The organism is Methylobacterium sp. 142-1Y (assembly GCF_057747795.1).
Map to the genome: position 1 here is coordinate 4,725,200 of NZ_CM173224.1, position 20,463 is coordinate 4,745,662.

The 20,463-nt window shown below is 72.8% G+C and carries 25 protein-coding genes; 21 read left to right on the top strand and 4 right to left on the bottom strand.

Annotated features, from left to right (window positions below; genetic code table 11):
- The first annotated feature begins 7 nt into the window (after positions 1-7).
- Positions 8-1,060 carry a TIGR01620 family protein gene (locus tag AC3AOF_RS21650; protein WP_236988932.1) on the top strand — a complete coding sequence of 351 codons (1,053 nt, stop codon included), beginning with the start codon at positions 8-10 and terminating at the stop codon, positions 1,058-1,060.
- Here the strand turns inward: AC3AOF_RS21650 and AC3AOF_RS21655 are convergent.
- The gene (locus tag AC3AOF_RS21655) at positions 1,052-1,957 is read right to left on the bottom strand and encodes a LysR family transcriptional regulator (RefSeq protein WP_488346454.1); all 906 of its coding nucleotides are present in this window, start codon (positions 1,955-1,957) and stop codon (positions 1,052-1,054) included. The two genes, AC3AOF_RS21650 and AC3AOF_RS21655, sit on opposite strands and share 9 nt — an antisense overlap.
- An 89-nt stretch (positions 1,958-2,046) precedes the next feature.
- Between AC3AOF_RS21655 and AC3AOF_RS21660 the strand changes: the two genes are divergently transcribed.
- A complete protein-coding gene (locus tag AC3AOF_RS21660; protein WP_236988930.1) occupies positions 2,047-2,490 on the top strand; it encodes a PACE efflux transporter in 444 nt (147 codons plus the stop codon).
- Between the two features lie 12 nt (positions 2,491-2,502).
- Here AC3AOF_RS21660 and pobA read toward each other — a convergent pair whose 3' ends face one another.
- Entirely contained in the window at positions 2,503-3,702 is a 1,200-nt protein-coding gene (gene pobA / locus AC3AOF_RS21665; RefSeq protein WP_236988929.1) for a 4-hydroxybenzoate 3-monooxygenase, read from the bottom strand.
- A gap of 150 nt (positions 3,703-3,852) precedes the next feature.
- On the opposite strand from pobA, the gene AC3AOF_RS21670 reads away from it, so the two are divergent.
- The 3 genes from AC3AOF_RS21670 to AC3AOF_RS21680 all read left to right on the top strand — a co-directional run bounded on the left by AC3AOF_RS21670 (position 3,853) and on the right by AC3AOF_RS21680 (position 6,331).
- Positions 3,853-4,752: a helix-turn-helix domain-containing protein gene (locus AC3AOF_RS21670; RefSeq protein ID WP_236988928.1), complete on the top strand. Its 900-nt coding sequence runs from the start codon at positions 3,853-3,855 to the stop codon at positions 4,750-4,752.
- On the top strand, positions 4,749-5,663 hold the full coding sequence (locus AC3AOF_RS21675; protein WP_488346455.1) for an aldo/keto reductase: 915 nt from the start codon (positions 4,749-4,751) through the stop codon (positions 5,661-5,663). The genes AC3AOF_RS21670 and AC3AOF_RS21675 overlap by 4 nt, the downstream gene beginning before the upstream one ends.
- 281 nt (positions 5,664-5,944) lie before the next feature.
- Positions 5,945-6,331: a hypothetical protein gene (locus AC3AOF_RS21680; protein WP_236988926.1), complete on the top strand. Its 387-nt coding sequence runs from the start codon at positions 5,945-5,947 to the stop codon at positions 6,329-6,331.
- Positions 6,332-6,358: 27 nt separating this feature from the next.
- Here AC3AOF_RS21680 and AC3AOF_RS21685 read toward each other — a convergent pair whose 3' ends face one another.
- A complete protein-coding gene (locus AC3AOF_RS21685) occupies positions 6,359-7,075 on the bottom strand; it encodes a LexA family transcriptional regulator (RefSeq protein WP_236988925.1) in 717 nt (238 codons plus the stop codon).
- 381 nt (positions 7,076-7,456) lie between these two features.
- Here AC3AOF_RS21685 and AC3AOF_RS21690 point away from each other — a divergent pair, with 381 nt between their 5' ends.
- On the top strand, positions 7,457-7,621 hold the full coding sequence (locus AC3AOF_RS21690) for a hypothetical protein (protein ID WP_488346456.1): 165 nt from the start codon (positions 7,457-7,459) through the stop codon (positions 7,619-7,621).
- Between the two features lie 34 nt (positions 7,622-7,655).
- Entirely contained in the window at positions 7,656-8,315 is a 660-nt protein-coding gene (gene nusG, locus AC3AOF_RS21695) for a transcription termination/antitermination protein NusG (protein WP_488346457.1), read from the top strand.
- A gap of 228 nt (positions 8,316-8,543) precedes the next feature.
- On the opposite strand, the gene AC3AOF_RS21700 is transcribed toward nusG, so the two are convergent.
- Complete coding sequence (locus AC3AOF_RS21700) at positions 8,544-9,557, bottom strand: IS110 family RNA-guided transposase (RefSeq protein ID WP_488346458.1); 1,014 nt, start codon at positions 9,555-9,557, stop codon at positions 8,544-8,546.
- 540 nt (positions 9,558-10,097) lie between these two features.
- On the opposite strand from AC3AOF_RS21700, the gene AC3AOF_RS21705 reads away from it, so the two are divergent.
- The 14 genes from AC3AOF_RS21705 to AC3AOF_RS21770 all read left to right on the top strand — a co-directional run bounded on the left by AC3AOF_RS21705 (position 10,098) and on the right by AC3AOF_RS21770 (position 20,419).
- On the top strand, positions 10,098-10,736 hold the full coding sequence (locus tag AC3AOF_RS21705; protein WP_236988922.1) for a hypothetical protein: 639 nt from the start codon (positions 10,098-10,100) through the stop codon (positions 10,734-10,736).
- 22 nt (positions 10,737-10,758) lie between these two features.
- Entirely contained in the window at positions 10,759-12,126 is a 1,368-nt protein-coding gene (gene terL, locus AC3AOF_RS21710) for a phage terminase large subunit (protein WP_488346459.1), read from the top strand.
- Positions 12,126-13,388, top strand: coding sequence for a DUF1073 domain-containing protein (locus AC3AOF_RS21715; RefSeq protein WP_488346460.1), 1,263 nt, complete (start codon positions 12,126-12,128; stop codon positions 13,386-13,388). Before terL ends, AC3AOF_RS21715 begins: the two co-directional genes overlap by 1 nt.
- A gap of 341 nt (positions 13,389-13,729) precedes the next feature.
- Entirely contained in the window at positions 13,730-14,728 is a 999-nt protein-coding gene (locus tag AC3AOF_RS21720) for a DUF2213 domain-containing protein (RefSeq protein ID WP_488346461.1), read from the top strand.
- Positions 14,728-15,171, top strand: a complete 444-nt coding sequence (locus AC3AOF_RS21725; RefSeq protein WP_236988918.1) for a structural cement protein Gp24 — start codon at positions 14,728-14,730, stop codon at positions 15,169-15,171. The genes AC3AOF_RS21720 and AC3AOF_RS21725 overlap by 1 nt, the downstream gene beginning before the upstream one ends.
- Before the next feature lie 14 nt (positions 15,172-15,185).
- A complete protein-coding gene (locus AC3AOF_RS21730) occupies positions 15,186-16,133 on the top strand; it encodes a DUF2184 domain-containing protein (RefSeq protein ID WP_236988917.1) in 948 nt (315 codons plus the stop codon).
- Positions 16,134-16,146: 13 nt separating this feature from the next.
- Positions 16,147-16,395: a hypothetical protein gene (locus AC3AOF_RS21735; RefSeq protein WP_236988916.1), complete on the top strand. Its 249-nt coding sequence runs from the start codon at positions 16,147-16,149 to the stop codon at positions 16,393-16,395.
- Between the two features lies 1 nt (position 16,396).
- Positions 16,397-16,771, top strand: coding sequence for a DUF4054 domain-containing protein (locus AC3AOF_RS21740; RefSeq protein ID WP_488346462.1), 375 nt, complete (start codon positions 16,397-16,399; stop codon positions 16,769-16,771).
- Positions 16,771-17,082, top strand: a complete 312-nt coding sequence (locus AC3AOF_RS21745) for a hypothetical protein (protein ID WP_236988914.1) — start codon at positions 16,771-16,773, stop codon at positions 17,080-17,082. The genes AC3AOF_RS21740 and AC3AOF_RS21745 overlap by 1 nt, the downstream gene beginning before the upstream one ends.
- Positions 17,079-17,363, top strand: a complete 285-nt coding sequence (locus AC3AOF_RS21750; protein WP_488346463.1) for a hypothetical protein — start codon at positions 17,079-17,081, stop codon at positions 17,361-17,363. The genes AC3AOF_RS21745 and AC3AOF_RS21750 overlap by 4 nt, the downstream gene beginning before the upstream one ends.
- On the top strand, positions 17,363-17,782 hold the full coding sequence (locus AC3AOF_RS21755; protein WP_236988912.1) for a DUF3168 domain-containing protein: 420 nt from the start codon (positions 17,363-17,365) through the stop codon (positions 17,780-17,782). The genes AC3AOF_RS21750 and AC3AOF_RS21755 overlap by 1 nt, the downstream gene beginning before the upstream one ends.
- Before the next feature lie 261 nt (positions 17,783-18,043).
- Complete coding sequence (locus AC3AOF_RS21760; RefSeq protein ID WP_236988911.1) at positions 18,044-18,490, top strand: phage tail tube protein; 447 nt, start codon at positions 18,044-18,046, stop codon at positions 18,488-18,490.
- Positions 18,491-18,497: 7 nt separating this feature from the next.
- A complete protein-coding gene (locus AC3AOF_RS21765) occupies positions 18,498-19,064 on the top strand; it encodes a gene transfer agent family protein (protein WP_236988910.1) in 567 nt (188 codons plus the stop codon).
- Positions 19,061-20,419 (top strand): phage tail tape measure family protein, encoded by a 1,359-nt coding sequence (locus AC3AOF_RS21770; protein ID WP_488346464.1) that lies wholly within the window; start codon positions 19,061-19,063, stop codon positions 20,417-20,419. The genes AC3AOF_RS21765 and AC3AOF_RS21770 overlap by 4 nt, the downstream gene beginning before the upstream one ends.
- Positions 20,420-20,463: the final 44 nt, after the last annotated feature.

Genomic DNA, 20,463 nt, shown 5'->3' on the forward strand with positions numbered 1-20,463 from the left:
GGTCCTGATGACCAATCCCCCGACCCACAAGCCCCGCGCCTTCCGCCTGCCGCCGGCCGGCACCACCGAGACGCCGGCTGCGCCCCCGCCGCCCGGCACCGAGACGGCGCTCGCCGACGGGGTGCGGGTGGTGGAGGAGCCGTTCGAGATCGTCGAGGCCGCCGACGGCGTCGCCGTGCCGGTGGCGCCGCGCTCGCGTGCACCGTGGGCGACCTTGCTGCTCTCGGCGCTGGGGGGCCTCGCCTCGCTCGGGATCGGGCTTGCGATCGAGCGGCTGATCGCCGACCTGTTTTCCGCCGCGCCCTGGCTCGGCATCCTGGCGCTCGTGCTGCTGGCGGTGGCGGTGGTGGCGCTGGCGGCCATCGTCTGGCGCGAGGTGGCGGGCGTGCTGCGCGAGCGCCGCATCGAGACGTTGCGCGAAGAAGCCCTCGACGCGCTCCGCTCCCGCGACCACAGCGCCGCCAAGGCGGTGGTGCGCCAGCTCTCCGGCCTCTATGCCGAGCGCCCGGCGATGAGCGCGGCCCGCGCCCGGCTCGCCGCCCTCGACGACCAGATCCTCGACGTAGAGGACCGGATCGGCATCGCCGAGGCCGAGTTATTGGCTTCCCTCGACCGCTCGGCCAAGGCCGCCGTGGCGGAGGCGGCCAAGCAGGTTTCGGCGGTGACGGCGCTGAGCCCGCGGGCGATCGTCGATGTCGGGTTCGTGATCTTCGCAGCCGTGCGGCTGCTTCGCCGCATCGCCACCATCTATGGCGGCCGGCCCGGCCTGTTCGGCTTCCTGCGCCTCGCCCGGGCGGCCCTCGCCCATCTCGCCGTCACCGGCAGCGTCGCGGTCGGCGACAGCCTGGTGCAATCGGTGCTGGGTCTCGGCGTCGCCGCGCGGATCTCGGCGAAGCTCGGGGAGGGGGTGCTGAACGGGCTGATGACGGCGCGGTTCGGGCTGGCGGCCCTGGCGGTGTGCCGGCCGCTGCCGTTCACCCGGGAACCGGTGCCGCGGTTGGGGGATGTGGCGGGGGAGTTGCTGCGGGGGAACGGCGAGGAGCGGGACGGCTCACGGTAAAGCGCCGCCCGCACCGCCGCCGATCCGCTCCGCCGCAAACCGCTCCCGCAACCACGCCGCAGCCGGCCCGCACGGCCGCTGCTTGTGCCAGACCAATTCCAGCGCGATCGGCCAATCCCCCTGGTCGAACTGCAGATCTGGCGTGACGAGGTACGGCGCGGTCAGGGAAGCCGCGATGACGTGGTCGGTGACGAAGGCCCAGCCGATCCCGTGCTTGACCATCTCCAGGATCACCCAGTGGCTCTCCACCCACCACACCTCGGCGGCGACCCGCAGGCGGCGTTTCTCGGGGCCGTCGCTGCGGGCGGCCACCAAAATTTGGCGGTGGCGCTTCAATTCCTCCCACTCCACCCGCTCCTTGGCGAGCGGGTGGTCGCGGCCGCAGACGAGCTTGAGCGGCACCCAGCCGATGGTCTGGAAGCCAAGTTCCGTCGGCAGGACCTCCTGGCGCCACATCACGCCGAGATCGGCCGCGCTTGATTGCACCATGCGGCTGACATCCTCCATCAGCGGGAAGAGCAGTTCCAGTTCCACATAAGGGAAGGCCCGGGCAAAGTCGGCGAACAGGGCGCCGAGCGCGTGCTCGGGGTAGAGCTCGTCGATGGCGACGACCAGCCGGCTCTCCACCCGCTGCTCCAGGCTCGTCGCCACGCCGATCAGGTGCTCGCGCCGGTCGAGCACCACCCGCGCCTCCAGGAGCAGCCGTTCCCCCGCCGGCGTCAGGACCGGGTTGCGGCCCGCCCGGCTGAACAGTTCCAGCCCCAGATCCGCCTCGAGATTCGCCACCTGGGTGCTGACGGCCGATTGCGCCTTCCGTAAGACCCGCGCCGCCCCGGAGAACGACCCGGCCTCGGCCGCCGCCACGAAGGCCTGAAGCTGGTCGAAGGAGACAGCCATCCATCTGTTTCCGCGATACGTTCCAACTTGATGCGCGGAGTATCGCAGATAGAACGCGGCGGACCAATCGAAGCGTTCAGAGCCAGACCATGCGCAGCACACGCGACCGGATCCGCCACGCCCTCCTGTTCGAGGCCATCGGCCTCGCGCTCATCATCCCGCTCGGAACCGTGCTGTTCGGGCTGCACGCCTCCCAGATGGGCGTGATCGGCGTCGGCAGCGCCATGGTCGCGACGGGGTGGAACTACGTCTACAATCTCGGCTTCGACCACGCGATGCAGCGACTCGCCGGGCACACGCGCAAGAGCCTTCCCCTGCGGGTGGCCCATGCCGTGCTGTTCGAGGCGGGTCTGCTGGTGATCCTGCTGCCGCCGATCGCCTGGTATCTCGGCATCGGCCTCGTCGAGGCCTTCGTGATGGATATCGCGATCGCGCTGTTCTACGTCGCCTACGCCTTCCTCTTTAATCTGGCCTATGATCGGGCCTTCCCGCTGAAGAGCTGGGGCGAGGTCGCGGCCGAGCCGTCCCGCTGAAGGCCTGTAGGGTCACGCGCCCATGGGCGCGTTACCGGCGGCCATCGGCAGCCCGACGTAATTCTCCGCGAGCGCCGTCTGGGCGGCCTGCGAGCCGCGGATATAGGCGAGTTCCGCCACCTGCATCCGGCGGGCGAACGCGTCCATGTCGGGGAAGCGGTGGGTGAGGCCGGTGAACCACCAGCTGAAGCGCTCGGCCTTCCACACCCGGGCGAGCGCCCGGGCCGAGTAGCCGTCGAGGCCGGACGCATCGCGCTCGCCGTAGCGGAGCGTCAGCGCCTCGGCGAGCATCGCGACGTCGGAGACCGCGAGGTTCATGCCCTTGGCCCCCGTCGGCGGCACGATATGGGCGGCATCGCCCGCCAGGAACAGGCGGCCATAGCGCATTGGCTCGGCGACGAAGCTGCGCAACGGCGCGATGCTCTTCTCGAAGGAGGGACCGCGCACCAGCCCGGCCGACGCCGTGGGGCCCAAGCGGGTCTCGATCTCGTCCCAGAACCGCTCGTCCGACCAATCCTCGATCCGCTCGTCGAGCCCGACCTGGACGTAGTAGCGGCTGCGGGTGGCGGAGCGCATGCTGGCCAGCGCGAAGCCGTTGGCGTGGTTGGCGTAGATCAGTTCGTGATTGACCGGCGGCACCTCGGCCAGGATGCCGAGCCAGCCGAACGGATAGACCCGCTCGTAGACCTTGAGCACGTCGGCCGGGATCGCCGCCCGCCCGACGCCGTGAAAGCCGTCGCAGGCCGCGACGTAGTCGCAGGCGAGGGTCCGAGTCTCGCCGTCCTTCGTGAAGGTGACGCTCGGCCGGTCGCCGGTGAGGCCGTCGAGCCGTAGATCCCCGGCCTCGAACACGATCCGCACGCCGCGGGGCTCGGCGGCGTCGAACAGGTCGCGCATCACCTCCTGCTGGCCGTAGACCGTCACCGCCGAGCCGCGGGTCAGAGCTGCCATGTCGATGCGAAAGATCTCGCCGTCATAGGCGAGGTTGGTGCCGGTATGGACCAGGCCCTCGGCCTTGAGCCGGGCATCGAGGCCGAGCTTTTCCATCAGCGCGACGGTGCCCTGTTCCAGCACGCCGGCCCGCACCCGTCCCTCGACATAGTCGCGGGTGCGCCGCTCCAGCACCACGGCGTCGATCCCGGCGCGGGCCAGCAGATGGGCGAGGAAGAGACCGGCCGGGCCGGCGCCGATGATGGCGACCTGCGTGCGCATTTGGATGTTTCCTTCCATGGCGCCACCGTCTCGGCAGTGGCTGCTCTCTGGCGAAAAGGTGAACCGCGCCAGGCCGGTTGACGATGGACGGGGCGAGGAAAAAGTTGGACTTTTCGTCGACCCCGCCTGTCCCGCCAAGTCATGCCCGCAATGCGTCTCGAACCCGTCCAACCCCCTGCGGTGCCGCATTTCTTCCTCTACGGCGAGGCGCCGCGGGATGCGGATGACCGCTTCCTGCACCTCGAGGCCTTGGACGATCGCAGCCGCCCGAACCGCTGGACCATCCGCCCGCACGTCCATTCGAGCCTTCACCAGCTGCTCCTCATCGCCGAAGGAGCGGGAGAGATGCGGGCCGAGGCCGAGCGGCTGACCTTCACGGCGCCCTGCCTGCTGGTGGTGCCCGCCGGCACCGCCCACGGCTTCCGCTTCGCCGACGGCACGGTGGGAGCGGTGCTGACCCTCTCGGCGCGCTATTTGCGCGACCTGTGCGGGCGCGAGCCGGACTTGGCGGCGCTCTTTACCGGGCCCGCGGGCCTCGCGCTGCCGGAGCCGGCCCCGGTCGAGGAGGCGGTGGCGGAGCTTGCCCGGGAACTGGCCTGGGCGGCGCCGGGCCGGCGCGGCGCCATCGAGGCCCACCTGATGCTGATCCTGGTTGCCGGCCTGCGCCGGCTTGCCGCGACGCGCGAGCCGGCGGCCCCGCCGGGGCCCCAGGCGCTGCTGACCGCGCGCTTCCGCGAAGCGGTCGAGGCGCATCACCGCCGCGAGCGCCCGCTTATCGCTTACGCCGACGATCTCGGGGTGACCGAGGCGCGGCTGCGCGCCGCCTGCCGGGCGGTGACGGGCACGAGCCCCGGCCGGATCATCCGCGAGCGCCGCCTCTTGGAGGCCAAGCGCAGCCTGCTCTATTCCGACCTCGGCATCGCCGAGATCGCCTACGGCCTCGGCTTCACCGACCCGGCCTATTTCTCGCGCTTCTTCGCCAAGGGCACCGGCGAGTGCCCGCGGGCGTTTCGCGACAGGCGCGGCGCGGACAGGGGAGAGACGCGATGACGAGCGGGCACGGACTCACCCGGCAAGGTTTTCTCGGCGCCGCGCTGGCGGCCTCCCTCGGCGGCGGGGCGACCGCGCAAAGCGCCGAGCTGCATCGGCGGCCGATCCCGGCGAGCGGCGAGACCCTGCCGGTGATCGGGCTCGGCACCTGGCGCGGCTTCGATGTCGGGCCGAAACCCGCCGAGCGGGCGCCTTTGCGCGAGGTGGTGGCGACGCTGCTCGCCAGGGGCGGACGGGTGATCGATTCCTCGCCGATGTACGGCCACGCCGAAGGCGTCACCGGCGATCTGGTGGTGCAGGTCGCCCCCCGCGAGCGTCCGTTCCTCGCCACCAAGGTCTGGACCAGCGGCCACGAGGCGGGCATCGCCCAGATGCAGCGCTCGCTCCGGCTCCTGCGCACCGAGCGCCTCGACCTGATGCAGATCCACAACCTGCTCGACTGGCGCACTCACCTGCCGACCCTGCGCGAGTGGAAGGATCGAGGACGGATCCGCTATCTCGGCATCTCGCACTACACCGAGAGCGCCTACGACGCCGTCGAGGCCGTCCTGAAGGCCGAGCGGCTGGACTTCCTGCAAATCAACTACGCCCTGGACGACCGGGCGGCGGAGGAGCGCTTGCTGCCGCTCGCGGCGGACATGGGCGTCGCGGTTCTGGTCAACCGGCCCTTCGGCGGCGGCGGGCTCCTGCGCCGCCTCGCGCATGCCCCGCTGCCGGATTACGCGGCGGAGATCGGCTGCGCCTCCTGGGCCGAGATCCTGCTGAAGTTCGTGGTCTCCCATCCGGCCGTGACCTGCGCGATCCCCGGGACCGCCGATCCCGGCCACATGGCGGCGAACCTGCGCGCCGGCACCGGCCCGCTGCCGGACGAACCTTTGCGCCGGCGCATGGCCGCGACCCTGCCGCTCTGAACCCGGACTGAACGAAAAGAACGGTCAAGTCTCCGATCAGCAAGACGGCGCACAAGCGCGGCCATAATCCAGTCGATCCACGGACAGGCGCGCGGATGCCCGCCATATTGCTGCCGTTCTGCCTGTGTTAATGATGCGCCATCCACATCGCTTCTCGTCCAGCGCGCGACCGCCCGTGTTCGCGCAGCGGGATGTTGCGGTCCGCCGCAATGCTCTGCCACGCCATCAAGAAGCGAGCCGGCCCGTCCCGACGGCCGGTCTCGAACAATCAAGGGGGTCCCATGCTGAAGTCGTCCGTCGCCGCTCTCGTCCTGTGCGCCGCCCTGCCGGCCAGCCTGCATGCGGGGGAGGGGCGGAGCTTCAACGGCACCTGGGCCGTGCAGCTCGTCACCGATTCGGGCATGTGCGACAGCCGCTACAATGTCTCGCTCGCGATCGCCGACGGCGACGTGCGGGTGGCCTCGACGAGCGAGGGCGGCGCGACGGTGAGCGGGCGTATCGGGACGGACGGCCATGTCGGCCTCACCGTCCGCCACGGCTCGACCAGCGGCGCCGCCTCGGGCCGGCTCCAGGCCAATTCCGGCTCCGGCACCTGGAACGTCTCCGCCCTCTGCTCCGGCCGCTGGACCGCGCAGCGCCGCACCGCCCGGGTCGCCCAGGCGGACTAACTGATCGCTGCACGAGGCAGCGATCTCCTACCCATTGGCCTTCGAGCCGGCGCAGAACCGGCTCCAGGCTTGCGCGTGCACGGTGCTGATGATGCCCGACGCCCAGGCCAGGCGGCAATCCGGCATCAGCGGAGCGTTGTGGCTCTCCAGGTGGTAGGTGCCCCGCTGCGAGCCGCGCAGGATCTTCTTCAGGAAGCGGTGCCCCTCCGCCGTCGTCACGGCGGCGTAGCGGTCGAGCAGCCGATCCGGGCTCTCGCCCGCCTCGGCGCAGAGCACCACGTCGTCCGGCTCGTATTTCGGATACATCGACAGGCCGGCGACCCGGAACGCGATGGTGCCGTGCGGCACCGGGAACGGCACCGTGATCCGAAACAGGTCGCCATCCGGCCCGGGCTGCTCGTCCCCGGTCTCGATCAAGCCGCCCGCACTGATCAATCCCTTCACTCCCACGACCTGGCCCACGACCTGACCGCCCTCCGCGAGCGGCTCGGGCGCGTCGTCGTCGCCGAACAAGAGTCCCTTGGCGGAGACCTCAACGCCGTCGCGGCGGAAGCGCGCGGCGTAGCGCTCGGCATCGTCCTGGCCGATGGTCCGGGTGCCCGCTTCATGCGCCCGGTAGGTGCTCTCCGGCCAGGAATTCTGTAGCGCCGCATCCCGCGCCGAGCGGTAGCCGGCGGCGATGCGTGCCTGCCGCAGCCGCTCGCCCTGCACGGCCCGAACCCGGTTCTCTCCCGACTGGATCACCTCAGCGAAATTCCCTGGCACTTGAGGTATTGAGGAAAGTCATTACATCATGTAGCTACTTTGGCCGCAAGGACCATGGCAAGCGGTGTTGTTCGCACCTGCCCTGTCCTGCCACTCTAACCCCGGGGGCAGCCTTGCGCCGTATCCTTCGTTGCGGGAGTCCTCCGATGGTCCACCGATTCTTCGCCCCTCGTCGCGGCCCACCCGACCGCGCGGCCACCCAGCGGCGCAACGCCGGGACGCGAGTGGGCGATCCGGGCTTCTCGTCCCTCGACCGCCTCGGCGGCGAATCGCCGCAAACGGCGATCAGATCGCGGCGGAGCCGGCCCGTCGGGGCCGAAGACGCTCGCGCTGCGCGCCGCGCCGGTGCAGGAGAGGCGCATGAAGGTTGCCCTGATCGTACTCTGGACCCTCGCGGCAGGCGTCGGCCTGTTCCTGATGGTGCGTTCCCGGATCATCCGCACGACCGAGGCGCTGACGCGGGAGGCCGAAAACGGACGGATCACCCTGCCCGACGCGCCGCCGGATCGCCCCGGCGAGACCTGACCGCATCGGCTCACCGGCAGCCGGGGAGGGCGGCGTGAGCGGCAAGACGCGCCGCATCGCCCGCCGCCGCCGGGAGGCCATCGCGCATGGCCGTCCGCCGGCCGACCGGGCCGCCGAGATCCGGCGCCGACGGCGCCGACGGATCCGCCCGGCCCGGATCGTGCTGGCCGCCGACCGGGTCTGGATGGTCGCCGAGACCAGGCCGCGCTGGGCCGCCCGGGCAGCCGGCGACCTGGAGGCCGCGGGCATCGCCACCTTCGAGCCGCGGGAGGAGATCGAGCTGACTTCTTCCTCGGGCCGCCGCCGCACCGCCCGGGTGCCGCTCCTGCACCGCACGCTCTTCGTCGGCCTGCACGACGACCACGACCTCGGGCGGGTCGAGGGCCATCCCGGAATCGCCCGGGTGCTGTTTCGCGACGGCCGGGCCGTGGTCATCGCGCCTTCGGTGCTCCAGGGCTTCGCCGATGCGATCACCGGCCATGGCAGCGGCGAGGGCGACGGCGACGCGGAGGCGGTGAGGGCGGTCCTGTTCGCCCTCGGCGACGGCGTGCGGGTGACGGCCGGGCCGCTCGCGACCCTGCGCGGCACGGTCGAGGAGGTCGATATGGGCCGCCGGCGCTACCGGGTCGCCCTGTCGCTGTTCGGGCGCGAGACCCCGGTAGTGCTCGACGAGGAGCAGATCGAGCGCGAGTGATACGGAGTCCGGAAGATCGCTTCCGGCGACTGTATTGCCGGTCAAGGGCCAATCGGCAGTGCCGCGCTTGGTTTTGGCCGTATGGGGGTCCGATCGTTCACCGGCGCGAGCGCGTCAAGGCGGGCGCTGCGCGCCCTCGCGCTTCGCGCGACAAGGCCTTGACCCGCTCCCACCGGCGAACGCCAAGCTCGGCGAGAGGAGCGATGAAGACATCGCTCCTCTCGCTCGTCACGGATCGGATCCCGCAGGGGACGCGGCGTTCTCCTCCCCCCGACCGGCCTCTCCCTGCTGCAACTTGCTCGCCTCGAACGTCGTGTCGTCGCGCACCAGGGCGTTGGCCAGCACCACCAGGCGTCGGCCCGACGCCACGATCGCCACCTTGGCCGGCTTACCCGCCGTTCGCATCGCCCGGTACGGCTCGCGGAAGGCCGAACAGCTGCGCGCCGCCACCATCCCGGCCATGTAGAAGGCCGTGCGCAGGCAGGGACGCCCACCGGCAATCGCGTGGCGGCCCGGGTGAGCCCCGCTCTGGGTCGGATGAGGCGCCATCCCGGCCAGACTGGCCGCCGCCTTGCGGTCGAGCGTGCCGAGTTCGGGCATGTCGGTGATCACCACGCTGGCGATGCGCGAACCGATCCCGGGGATCGAGGTCAGGATCGCGCGCTTGCGCGCCAGGCCAGGCTCGGCGGCGATGCGTGCCTCGAGAGCGGCCTCGACCTCGGTGCAGGCAGCCGTCAGGGCCTTGATCACCGCCCTGTGGCTGTCGGCGATGGCCGGGTCGAGGGCCTGGGCCAGGCGGGTCTTCTCCATGGCGATCAGCTCGGTGAGCTGGCGGCGCCGGGTCGAGAGAGCCTTGAGGGTGATCTGGTCGGGGGTCGGGGCGGGGCGCAGGTGCTCGCTCATGCGCTGAGCAAAGCGGGCGATGAGGGCGGCGTCCAGCCGGTCTGTCTTGGCGATCAGCCCTTCGGCGGAGCGGAACGCCTTGACCTGGCGCGGATCGGCCAGGGCGACGTCGAGCTCAGCTTTACGCAGGGCGGCGATGAGGGGATAGGCGTAGGGGCCGATCGCCTCCAGGGCGACCGTGCGGATCCCGCGCTGCTTGAGCGTCGAGATCAGCTTGGCGATGCCGGTCTCCGTATTGTCCTGACGCACCGGCTTGGCCGCCGGGAAGAAGCCGAGATCGAGGAAGTGCTTGCCGACATCGATGCCGGCCACGGTGGGGATGGTGGCGCTGTGTGACATGGGTGATCCTGTCCTGTACGCGGACGCCTGCACGAGGCAGGGCCCGATCGACTGTCCGGAGCAGCCATCAGGACATCCGGGATCAGGCCGGAAGGCGATCGTGCGGCCATCGCCGTTGAGCGACAGGGGACGCAGACCGGGAAACCGTGAGACCGCCGGATGCCCTCGCCGTAGCAGCCTACGGCCACACATCAGGTACAGGATTCCGTATCATCAGCCCGCCCGGCGCCTGAGCGAAGCCGGTTTCCGCATCGCGAAGCGATCAATCGGAAAGGGTATGACAGCCCAAAAAAATCGCGCCCCGCCGAAGAGAACATTTGACGAACATCGACGGGGCGAGTACAAGGTTTTCAGGTTATCCGGGTCTGCGGCCTGCCCTTCGAGGGAGGTGGCTGCTCGACTGCCCCGCCACGCGGGGATGTGTCCCCGGACCCGGCCCACGGCATCACCGAGGCGAAGGGCGGCGCGTGTCCGCGGGCCTCCAGCCGCCGGTTGGCCGCCCCGGACCGTGCCGCGCTCCTCATTTCCCGAAGAGGCGACATGGCCAGGAAGCTCTCGGCACGACGAGTCATCGACTGGGCCGGCATCGCGGCGGCCTATCGGGCGGAGCCGGGGGCCGGGCCGGCCATCGCGCGGCGCTTCGGCATCAGCCCGGCGACGCTCCGGCGCCGGGCGCGGGCGGAAGGGTGGGGGCGCGACGCCCCGCCGGAGATCGCTCCCCCGACCGCCATCACCATCGACGAGGCCCTCGGGGGCGAGCCCCTTCCGGGCGACGTCCTGGGCGGCCACCGCATCGTGGTGGCGCAGGGCGCCGCCCTCACCCTGCGGCTCCTCGACGACCTCCGGGCCGCCATCGCGGAGGAAGCCGAGCCCGAGGACGGCCCGGAGGAGAGCGGGCTTGCCCGTGCGGCGGCGCTGCAGAAGCGCGTCGCGGCGTTGCGCGACCTCGCCGCCGCGGCGCGGCTGTGGATCGCCCTCGAGCGGCAGGCGTGGGACCTCGACGGCAAGGCGGACGGCAGGGAAGAGGCCAAGGGGGATGGACACCGTGACGGCACCGCGCCCCCCGACGCCGCCTTCCGCCTCCTCGACGGCGAGCAGCGGGCCCAGCTCCGCTCCATCGCCGAGCGCCTGGCTCAGGGATCCGCCGGCCCTGATCCGAGCGCTCGACCGGCTCGATAGCGAGGAGAGCCTGGCGGGCTTCGTGCGCCGGGCCTGGCCGGTGATCGAGCCGGGGGCCCCCTACATCCATGGCTGGCACATCGACGCGGTCGGCGCCCATCTCGAAGCCGTCACCGCCGGCGAGATCACCCGGCTCCTGATCAACGTGCCGCCCGGCACGATGAAGAGCCTGCTCGCCGGGGTGTTCTGGCCGGCCTGGGAATGGGGGCCGAAGAACCGGCCCAGCTTACGCACCGTCGCGGTCTCGCACACCGAGCGGCTGGCGCTCCGCGACAACCTGCGCACCCGGCGCCTGATCACCTCGCCCTGGTACCGGAGCTTATGGGGCGAGCGGGTGCGGCTCACCCGAGACCAGAACCGTAAAGGCCGCTTCGAGACCACGGCGTCCGGCCTGCGCGAGGCGGTCTCGGCCGGCTCGATCACCGGCTCGCGCGGCGACCGGGTGATCCTCGACGACCCGATCTCGGTCGAGGGCGCCAATTCCGAGCGGGTGCGCGAGGCGGTGGCACGGTGGTTCCTGGAGGCCGTGCCGACCCGCCTCAACGATCCCGTCCGCTCGGCCATCGTGGTCATCATGCAGCGGCTGCACGAGCGCGACCTGTCGGGGGTGATCCTGGCCAAAAGCCTCGGCTACGACCACCTGATGCTGCCGATGGAGTTCGAGCCGGAGCGCGCCTGCGCCACCCGCATCGGCTTTGCCGATCCGCGCCGGGAGGCGGGCGAGCTGCTCTTCCCGGAGCGCTTTCCCCGCTCGGTCGTGGAGCGCGACACGGCCACGATGGGCGAGTACGCGGCGGCCGGCCAGTACCAGCAGCGTCCGGCCCCCCGGGATGGCGGGCTGTTCAAGCGCGGCTGGTTCACCCGGGTAGGGGCCCTGCCCGCCGGCTGCGTCCAGGTGCGGGCCTGGGACCTCGCGGCCAGCGTACCGAAGGCCGGACGCCAGCCCGACTACACCGCAGGCGTCAAGCTCGCGCGAGCGCCCACCGGGCATCTCTACGTCGTCGACGTGCGCCGTGACCGGCTCTCGGCCGGCGGGGTCGAGCGGCTGATCCTGGCGACCGCCGCCGAGGACGGCCCGTCCTGCCGGATCTCGCTGCCGCAGGATCCCGGCCAGGCCGGCAAGGCGCAGGCGCAATACCTCGTAGGGCGCCTCGCCGGCTACGACGCGCGGGCCTCACCGGAGAGCGGCGACAAGGCGACCCGCGCCGCCCCGGTCTCGGCCCAGGCTGAGGCCGGCAACCTGCACCTCGTCGCCGGCCCCTGGAACGAGGCCTTCCTCGACGAACTCTGCTCGTTTCCCAACGGCGCCTTCCTCGACCAGGTCGACGCCCTCTCGCGCGCCTTCTCGGCGCTGGCCCGGCCGGGATACGGCCTGCTCGGAGTCCTGTGATGTGGCTTGCCGACCGCCTCGCCAACCTCGTCTCCGGCCTCGGCGGCCCGCGGGACAAGAGCACGGGCAACCTGCACGTCCACGTGCCCCGGGCCCGCGCCGAGCTCGACGCCGCTTACCGGGACAACTGGCTCGCCCGCAAGGTCGTCGACATCGTGCCCTTCGACATGCTGCGCGAGTGGCGCGCCTGGCAGGCCCCGCCGGAGGTCGCCGCGGCCCTCGCCGCCAGCGAGGAGCGCTTGGGCCTTCAGGACCGCCTGCTGCGGGCCTTGCGCCTCGCCCGCCTGCATGGCGGCGCCGCACTCCTGATCGGCGACGGCGCCCCGGATCCGAGCCTGCCGCTCGAGCCCGACACGGTCGGGCAGGGAGATTTACGCTACCTCCACGTCCTGCCCCGCGGTCGGATTCAGGCCGGCGCTATCGAGCGCGACCCGCTCTCGCCCTGGTTCGGCGAGCCGCAGGTCTACACGCTGGCCGGGGGCCAGGCGGTCCATCCCTCCCGGGTGGTGCGCCTCCTCGGCGCGGCCCTGCCGGACGACATCGTCGGCGACGGCTGGGGCGACAGCGTGCTCCAGGCACTGCTGGAGGCGATCGACCAGGCGACGGCGGCCGCCGCCCACATCGCCGCGATGCTGCCGGAGGCCAAGCAGGACGTGATCTCGGTGCCGGGCCTGTCGCAAGCCCTCTCGACCGAGGACGGCACCGCCGCGCTCACCGAGCGCTTCGCCTACGCGGCCCGGATGAAGGGCCTGTTCGGGATGCTGCTGCTCGAAGGCGATGGCCGCTCGCCGGAGGGCGAGCGCTACCAGCAGAAGCAGCTCGACTTTTCCGGCCTGCCGGAGGTGGGCCGCCTCTTCCTCCAGGTCGCGGCGGGGGCCGCCGACATCCCGGTGACACGGCTGCTCGGCCAGTCGCCCGCCGGCCTCAACGCCACCGGCGAATCCGACATCCGCAACTACCACGACCACGTCGCGGCCCGTCAAAACGTCGAGCTGACGCCGGCGCTTGCCCGCCTCGACCGGCTGCTGATCCGCGACGCCCTCGGCCGCGACGAGCCCCTGCGCTACGCCTGGCGGCCACTCGCCCAGGCGAGCGAGCGCGAGAAGGCGGAGATCGGCCGCCTCAAGGCCGAGACCGCGGCCATGCTCGCCCGCGAGGGCGTGGTGCCGGCGGGCGTCCTCGCCCGCGGCGTCGAGGGCTGGCTCTCCGCCGCCGACCTCTTCCCCGGCATCGCCGCGGCCTTCGAGCGGCCGGCGGGCTGAACTTTCCACTTCATCACCTTTCTTCCGAACGGGCCGACACAGTCACATCGCCGAGAATAGCGCGGGTTCCTCTCCCCGCGGGCGGGGAGAGGGTCGCTTGCACCTTGTCGTGCAAGCGACGAGCGCAGGCGCAGCCGGAGCGAGGGTGAGGGGGTCTCGACGCGTGGGACTCCTCCGGAAACACCCCCTCACCCCCGGCTGACGCCTCGCTGCATCCCCTGAACGGGGACGCAGCCCTCTCCCCGCCCGCGGGGAGAGGAGAGATGCGCACGCCCCGGCATGTGAACTGACGAATCCGCACGGGCGAGGCGCTTCCCACCTCCCAACCCGAGACCCCACCCATGCACCTCTTCGACAGGCTCACCCTCGGCCCCGCGGCCGAGATCGCGGACGCGCGCCCGCTCGGCAACGGCGCCCTGGTGGTGCAGGCCCGCGCGGCGCGGGCCGGCAACGTCCAGGTCTATCGCGGCGACGAGGTCGCCCGGCCGGATCTCGCGCAGGTCCGGATCTACCGCGACCCGGACGAGATCTTCCGGCCCGAATCCTTGCGCAGCTTCGGCCACAAGCCCGTCACCCTCGACCATCCGCCCGAGGCGGTGACGCCGCGGACCTGGCGCGGGGTCGCGCGGGGCCATGTCGGTGACGAGGTGATGCGCGACGGCGAGTTCGTCCGCATCCCGATGCTGCTCGCCGATTCCGCGGCCATCGCGGCGGTGCAGGGCGGGCGGCGCGAGATCTCGGTCGGCTATACCTGCGACCTCGACTGGACCCCCGGCACCGCCCCGGACGGCAGCCCCTACGACGCCCGCCAGACGAAGGTGATCGTCGACCACGTCGCCATCGTGGCGCAGGGGCGCGCCGGCCCGGATTGCCGCATCGGCGATGCCGACCGGCGCCTCGCCGAGGCCGAACGGCGGGCCGAGGCCGCCGAGGCCGCACTGGCCCAGCGCGACGGCGAGGTCGCGGCGCTCCGCGCCCGGGTGCCGGACGAGGCCGCCCTCGATGCGCTCGCGGCCGAGCGCGGCGCCCTGGTCACGCAAGCCCGCCGGATCCTCGGCGATTCCTTCGATCCCGCCGGCCTCACCCCCGACGCGATCCGGCGCGCCGCCGTGGCGCGGGCGCTCGGCGAGGCGGAGGCTGCCGCCCTGAGCCCGGCCGCGATCGAGGGCGCCTTCCGGGTGATCGCCGCCGATCGGCGCCACGCCGTCCCGCGCCCGATCGCCGATCCGCTGCGCGACGCCCTGCGCCGCCCCGGCACCGACGCTCCGACACCCGAGGCGGCCCACGCCGCCATGGTCGAGACACTCCGCAACGCCTGGAAACCCGCAGGAGCCCGCTGATGCCCCCCGTCCAGACCAGCTATCCCGGCCGCCCGGCCGCCGCCTACGAGGGCATGGCCGCCGACCAGAACCCCGCGACCATTCTCAGCCGCACCGTCGAGACCCCGGAGGGGATCGGCTTCGGCCGCGCCGCCTTCCAGGGCACCCGCGACGACGGCATCGCGGCGTCGGGCGCGGTCTTCCGCGGCATCGTGCTCGCCGACCGCAACGCCCGGCCGAACCCGAACGGGACCGACCTCTTCGCCAAGGGCGAGACCGCCCCGGTGATGGTGTCCGGCGCCGTCTGGGTCGTCACGGCCTCGGCCGCGAGCGCCGGCAATCCCGCTTACGTCACGGCCGCCGGCGCGATCACCGCCGCCGCCTCCGGCAACACCCCGATCCCGAACGCCCTGTTCGACACCTCCGCCCCCACCGGCGGCCTCGTCCGCCTGCGCCTGAACTGAAGAGAGGCACGAGCATGACCCGCACCCTCGTCACCGACGCCCCCCGGGCCCTCGCCTTCCTGGTCAGCCAGCAGGCCTTCATCGAGCCGAATGTCTACCGCGCCCAGTACCCGGCGATCCGCTATCCGCGCCTCGTCCCGGTCGACACCGCGGCGCCCGAATGGGTGCCGACCGTGACCTACTTCTCGGTCGACCGGGTCGGCCAGGCGACCTGGGTCCACGGCGCCGCCGCCGACGTGCCGAAGGTCGAGCTCACGCGCCGGCAGCACGAGACCACCGTCGCCATGGCGGGCATCGGCTACGGCTACGACCTGGAGGAGCTCGGCAAGGCCCAGCTGCTGGGCATGACCCTCGACTCCGACAAGGCCGACGCGGCGCGGCTCGCCTCGGAGGAGTTCATCGACCAGGTCGCGCTGTTCGGCGATCCGGCAAAGGGGTTTTCGGGCCTGCTCAACCATCCGGGCGTGACGGTCGGCAGCGCTGCGGCCACCGGCACCAACGGCAGCACCGCCTGGGCCCAGAAAAGCCCGGAGCAGATCCTCGCCGACGTCAACGGCCAGCTCATCGGCATCTTCACCGGGTCGAACACCGTCGAGATGGCCGACACCCTGCTGCTGCCCTACGAGCAGATGCTCGGCATTGGGCTTCGCCGCCTCGACGGCATCAGCCCGCTCACCCTGCTCGACTGGATCCGCCGCCACAACGTCTACACCCTCGAGACCGGCCAGGACCTGACGGTCTACGGCGTGCGGGCGCTCGAGACCGCCGGCACCGGCGGCACCGCCCGCATGGTCGCCTATCGCCGCGACCCGTCCGTGCTGAAGCTGTGGCTGCCGATGCCGTTCCGGTTCTTCCCGGCCTGGCAGACCGGGCCGTGGCGCTTCGAGGTGCCGGGCGCCTTCCGGCTCGGCGGTCTCGACATCCGCCGCCCCGCCGCCTGCCGCTACCTCGACGGCATCTAGGGGGGACGCGAGTATGATGCGGGTGACGAACCACGCCGCCGGCCCCCGGCTGATCTGGCCCAAGGGCGCCCGCGCGCCCCGGCTCCTGGTGCCCGGCGAGAGCGCCGTGCTGACGCTGCCCGAGCGGCCGGACCCGTGCCTCGCCGCCTGGGCGGCGGCAGGCGAGATGCGGGTCGAGGCGGAGCCCGATCCGGACATGCCGGATCCGAAGCCCGAGCGCCGCCGCGGCCGCGAGCGGCCGCCCTCCGGCGGGGAGGCGTGAGATGGCGGACGCGATCACGCCGCAGGCCTTCCGGGCCCGCTTCCCGGCTTTCGCCGGTGTTCCCGAGGCCACCATCGCCGGGGCACTCGCGGAGGCCGGCCCGCGGGTCGGAGCGGCCTGGCCGGCGGCGGATGCCGTCCTCGGGCGGATGCTCCACGCCGCCCATACCCTGACGCTCGACGGGCAGGGCGGTGCGGAAGCCGAACTCGCCCGGGCGGGCGCCCTCGACCTCAGGGCGCTGCGCAGCGGCACGCTCCACCTGGAGCGCCGCGACCCGCCCGCGGATGCCGTTCCGGGCACGCTCGGCCTGACCTCCTACGGGCGGCGCTTCCACGAGGTGATGCGCCGCAACGGCATCGGCGTGGCGGTGGTGTGATGGGTCTCCTCGACGGAATCGGCCGCCATCTCGGCGGCGTCCTCGCCCCCCTCTTCGACGAGGCCGTCCTGCACCGGGCCGGCCCGGACGGCACCGCGGACGAACCCGTCCGGGCCCGGATCGATGGTGCCCGGGAGGCCGGCGAGGAACCCGGCCTGCCGGGCCGCCTGGTGCGGGCCATCGTGCTCACGCCGGGCCTCCCCCCGGACCCGGACGACGAGATCACCCTGGCGGGGGCCCGCCACCGCATCGTCGCGGTGGAGACCGACCCCGCCGGCAGCCACGCCCTCATCCAGGGGAGACCCGTGTGACCCAGAGAGCCGAGACCGGCCCGCTCCGGGCGCAGCTCGCGCGCCTCGCCCGCGCCGGCAGCGCCGCCGCGCGGGCCCGCGCGCGGGAGGCCGCAACCACCCTCGCGGCCGACATCCAGCAAGAACTGCCCTACGGACGCGCCGAGGCGACGGAGACCCCGGCGGGCGCCGCCGTCACGGTCGAGGCACCGGGCCTGACCGCCCGGGAATTCGGGACCGCGACGCGGGCGGCCCGGCCGGTGATCGGCCCGCCGGTCGCGCACCTGGCGGGGAGGGGGTGATGGCCGGACTCGATCTCTCGCCCCAGCTCCTGCGGGCGGTGCGGACACGCCTTCTCGCCGATCCGGCCTTGCGCCCCATGATCGGCGACCGGGTGCGCGAAGTCGCGAGCGCCCGGGAGGAATGGCCGTTCCTGCGGGTCGATCCGCCGGAGGTCGGCCCCTACGAGGCGGAAGGCTGGCGCGGCTGCGCCTGCCGCCTGACCGTCCACGCCTTCCTGCGCGGGGCCCGGGATTTAAAGCCCGTGCAGGAGCTGCTCGCCGCCGTCGCCGCCGCCCTCGACGAGGCGGACCTGACGCTCGCCCGCGGCGAGCTGCTGTGGCTGTCGCACGAGCGCAGCCTGGTGCTGCCGGAACCCCTCGGGCCCGGCTCCTGGCACGGCGTCGCCCGCTTCGGCGCGGTCGCCGCCGAAGCGTTTTGAGCTGGCCTCAAGCGCCGGCGGTCGTCTCTGCGATGCCAGCATCGCCGCTCCCTTGGCTTTCGTTCCGCTAAGCAGAGCTGCACGCGGCAACCCTGCTTAGCTCCTTGTTTTTGCATCATTTTATCGCCGAACCGGATGACCACTTCGGCGAATGATGCTGAGGCGCCCGGGAGCCGCTTCGGGCTCCCGTGCCCGCTCCACGGGGCGCTCTTCGCGCCCGCCACACTGCACCGCCCTCCGAGCGGTTTCAGGAGCAAACCCATGGCCCAGCCCACCACCCTGCCGTTCTCGGCGATCGCCGTGAAGCTCGAGAGCCTGGCGAAGGCCGGCACCTTCGAGGCGCCCTGCGGCCTCACCGAGCGCGCGGCGCAGTTCACGAAGGAGACCAACAGCGCGGTGGTGCCCGACTGCGCCAACGAGGATGCCGCCCCCTTCGTCGACCGGTTCGCGGTGTCGAAGTCGGTCGCGGTCTCCGGCAAGGGCGTGATGGCGCGCCAGAGCCTCGCCCGCTGGCGCGCCGCCTACGAATCCGACGCGCCGGTGCGGGCCCGGGTCGAGGTGAGCGGCGCCGGCAGCGATGGCGGCGGAGCCTGGGAGGGGCTGTTTCACCTCACGAGCTTCGAGGTCGGCGCCGTGCGGGGCGAGCGCTGCACCGTCTCGGTGGCGCTGCAATCGACCGGGGCCGTCGCCTTCACGGCCGCCGCGTGAGGGTGCCATGAGCCGTGACGGCCATATCGACCTCGCCCTCGAGGACGCCACCCACCGCTTCCGCCTCGCCATCGGCGACCTGGAGGCACTCCAGGAGGCGACCGGCGCAGGGCCCTCCGCCCTGCTGCACCGGCTCCATGCCGGACGGCTGTACCGGTTCCGGGACGTGCGCGACGTGCTGCGCCTCGGCCTCATCGGCGGCGGCACCCCGGTGCCGGAGGCCCATGCCATCGCCAAAGGCCTCGACGGGCTGCCCTGCATCCCGCTGATCGCCAAGGCCGCCCTGGTGCTGGCGGCGGCGCTGGAGGGCGCCGAGGACGAGCGGGTCGGCCGCCCGGTCGGGGCCGCTGGCCCGGAGGGGCGGATCGCCTTCGCGGCCTTCTACGGGGCCGCCGCCGCCATGGGCCTGCCTGCCGCCGACTTGCGGGCGATGAGCCTGTGGCAGCTCGCCGCCTACATCGACGGCTTCAACCGCGCCCGCGACCCGGACGCCGCCGACGCCCCGACGCCGCAGGAGGAGGACGCGCTCTGGGCCTGGCTCCAGAGCGCCCCGGATCACGGATCCCCCGCATGACGACCGAGATCGAGCGCCTGGTGGTCTCCCTGGAGGCCAATGTCGAGGCCTATGAGCGCGAGCTCGCCCGGGCCGGGCCGCTCGCCGAGGAGGCGATGGGGCAGGCCGAGCGCGCCGTCGAGGCCGGGGCCGGGCGCATCTCGGCCGCGATGGCGCGGGCCGGGACCGACGTCCGCGACGAGATCGCCCGCATGGCCGCGCCGGAGGCGCTGGGAAAGCTCCAGCGCGCGCTGGAGCAGGCGAGCGCCGTCCCCGCCGGCGACGGCACCGCCCTGCGGCGGGTCGACGACGCGGTCGGCAGTCTGACCGCCCGGCTCGCCGAGGCTGCTTTTGCCTCCCGCGAGGCGGTGGCGGGGTTCGAGGCGGTGGCGGGCGCGGTCGGGAGTATCGCGGACAAGGTCCCGGCCGCCGCCGACCTCGTCGCCGATCTCGGCAAACGGGTGAAAGCGGCATCGAGCGATGGCGCGGCGATCCGCGCCCGGATCAGTGATGCCTTCGCAATCAGCGACGCCGCGCCCCGCGGCAGCCTCGCCGGAACCGAAGCGGCCGCCCCGGTCCGACCCGGACCCGGACCCGCGCGGACGCCGGCCCGGTCCTCGTCCACGCCCGCCAAGGCCACGGAGCTGGAGGACGACGCCTTTCGCGACGAGGTCGCGCGCCTCACCCGGCGCACCGGCCTTTTGAAGATCGAGGCCGATGCGGTCGGCCGGGAGGAGGGCGCCGCCGCGAAGGCCGAGGCGGCGTTCCGCCTGCTGGAGGCGGCCAAGAAAGCCGACCTCGCGGTGACGCCGGCACTCCGCGAGGAGGTCGACAAGGTGGCGGAGGCCTACGGCGCCGCGACCGCGCAGGTGGAGCGGGCCGAGGCGGCGCAGCGCGCCGCGCAATCCGCCTCGCGGGAACTCGGCTCGGCGCTCGCCGACAGCTTCAAGAGCGCGATCCTGCACGGCGAGCGCCTGACCACGGTCGTGGCCCGGCTCGCCACCACGCTCGCGAGCCGGGGCCTCGACCGGGCCTTCGACGGCCTGTTCGGCCGCGGCAGCCCCGGCGCCGACCTGATCGGCGACGCCCTCGGCTCGCTCGGACTGACCCAGAACCCGACCGGCCGCGCCGCCGGCGGTCCCGTCACCCCGGGCGTCGCCTACACGGTGGGCGAGAGCGGCCGCGAGACCTTCGTACCGCTCCAGCCCGGTCGCATCCTGCCGGCGGCGCACGGCGTCGCGGCATCGGCACCGGCGCCCAGCGTCCAGGTCTCGGTCTCGATCGCCGCCGCGGACGCCCCGAGCTTCCACCGCTCGGAAGCGCAGGTCAGCGCCGCCCTGGCCCGGGCGGTGCAGCGCGGCCTGAGGGGCCTGTGAGAATTCGCCCGTGGCCGGGCCTTGCGAGCATCGGGAGCGCGAAG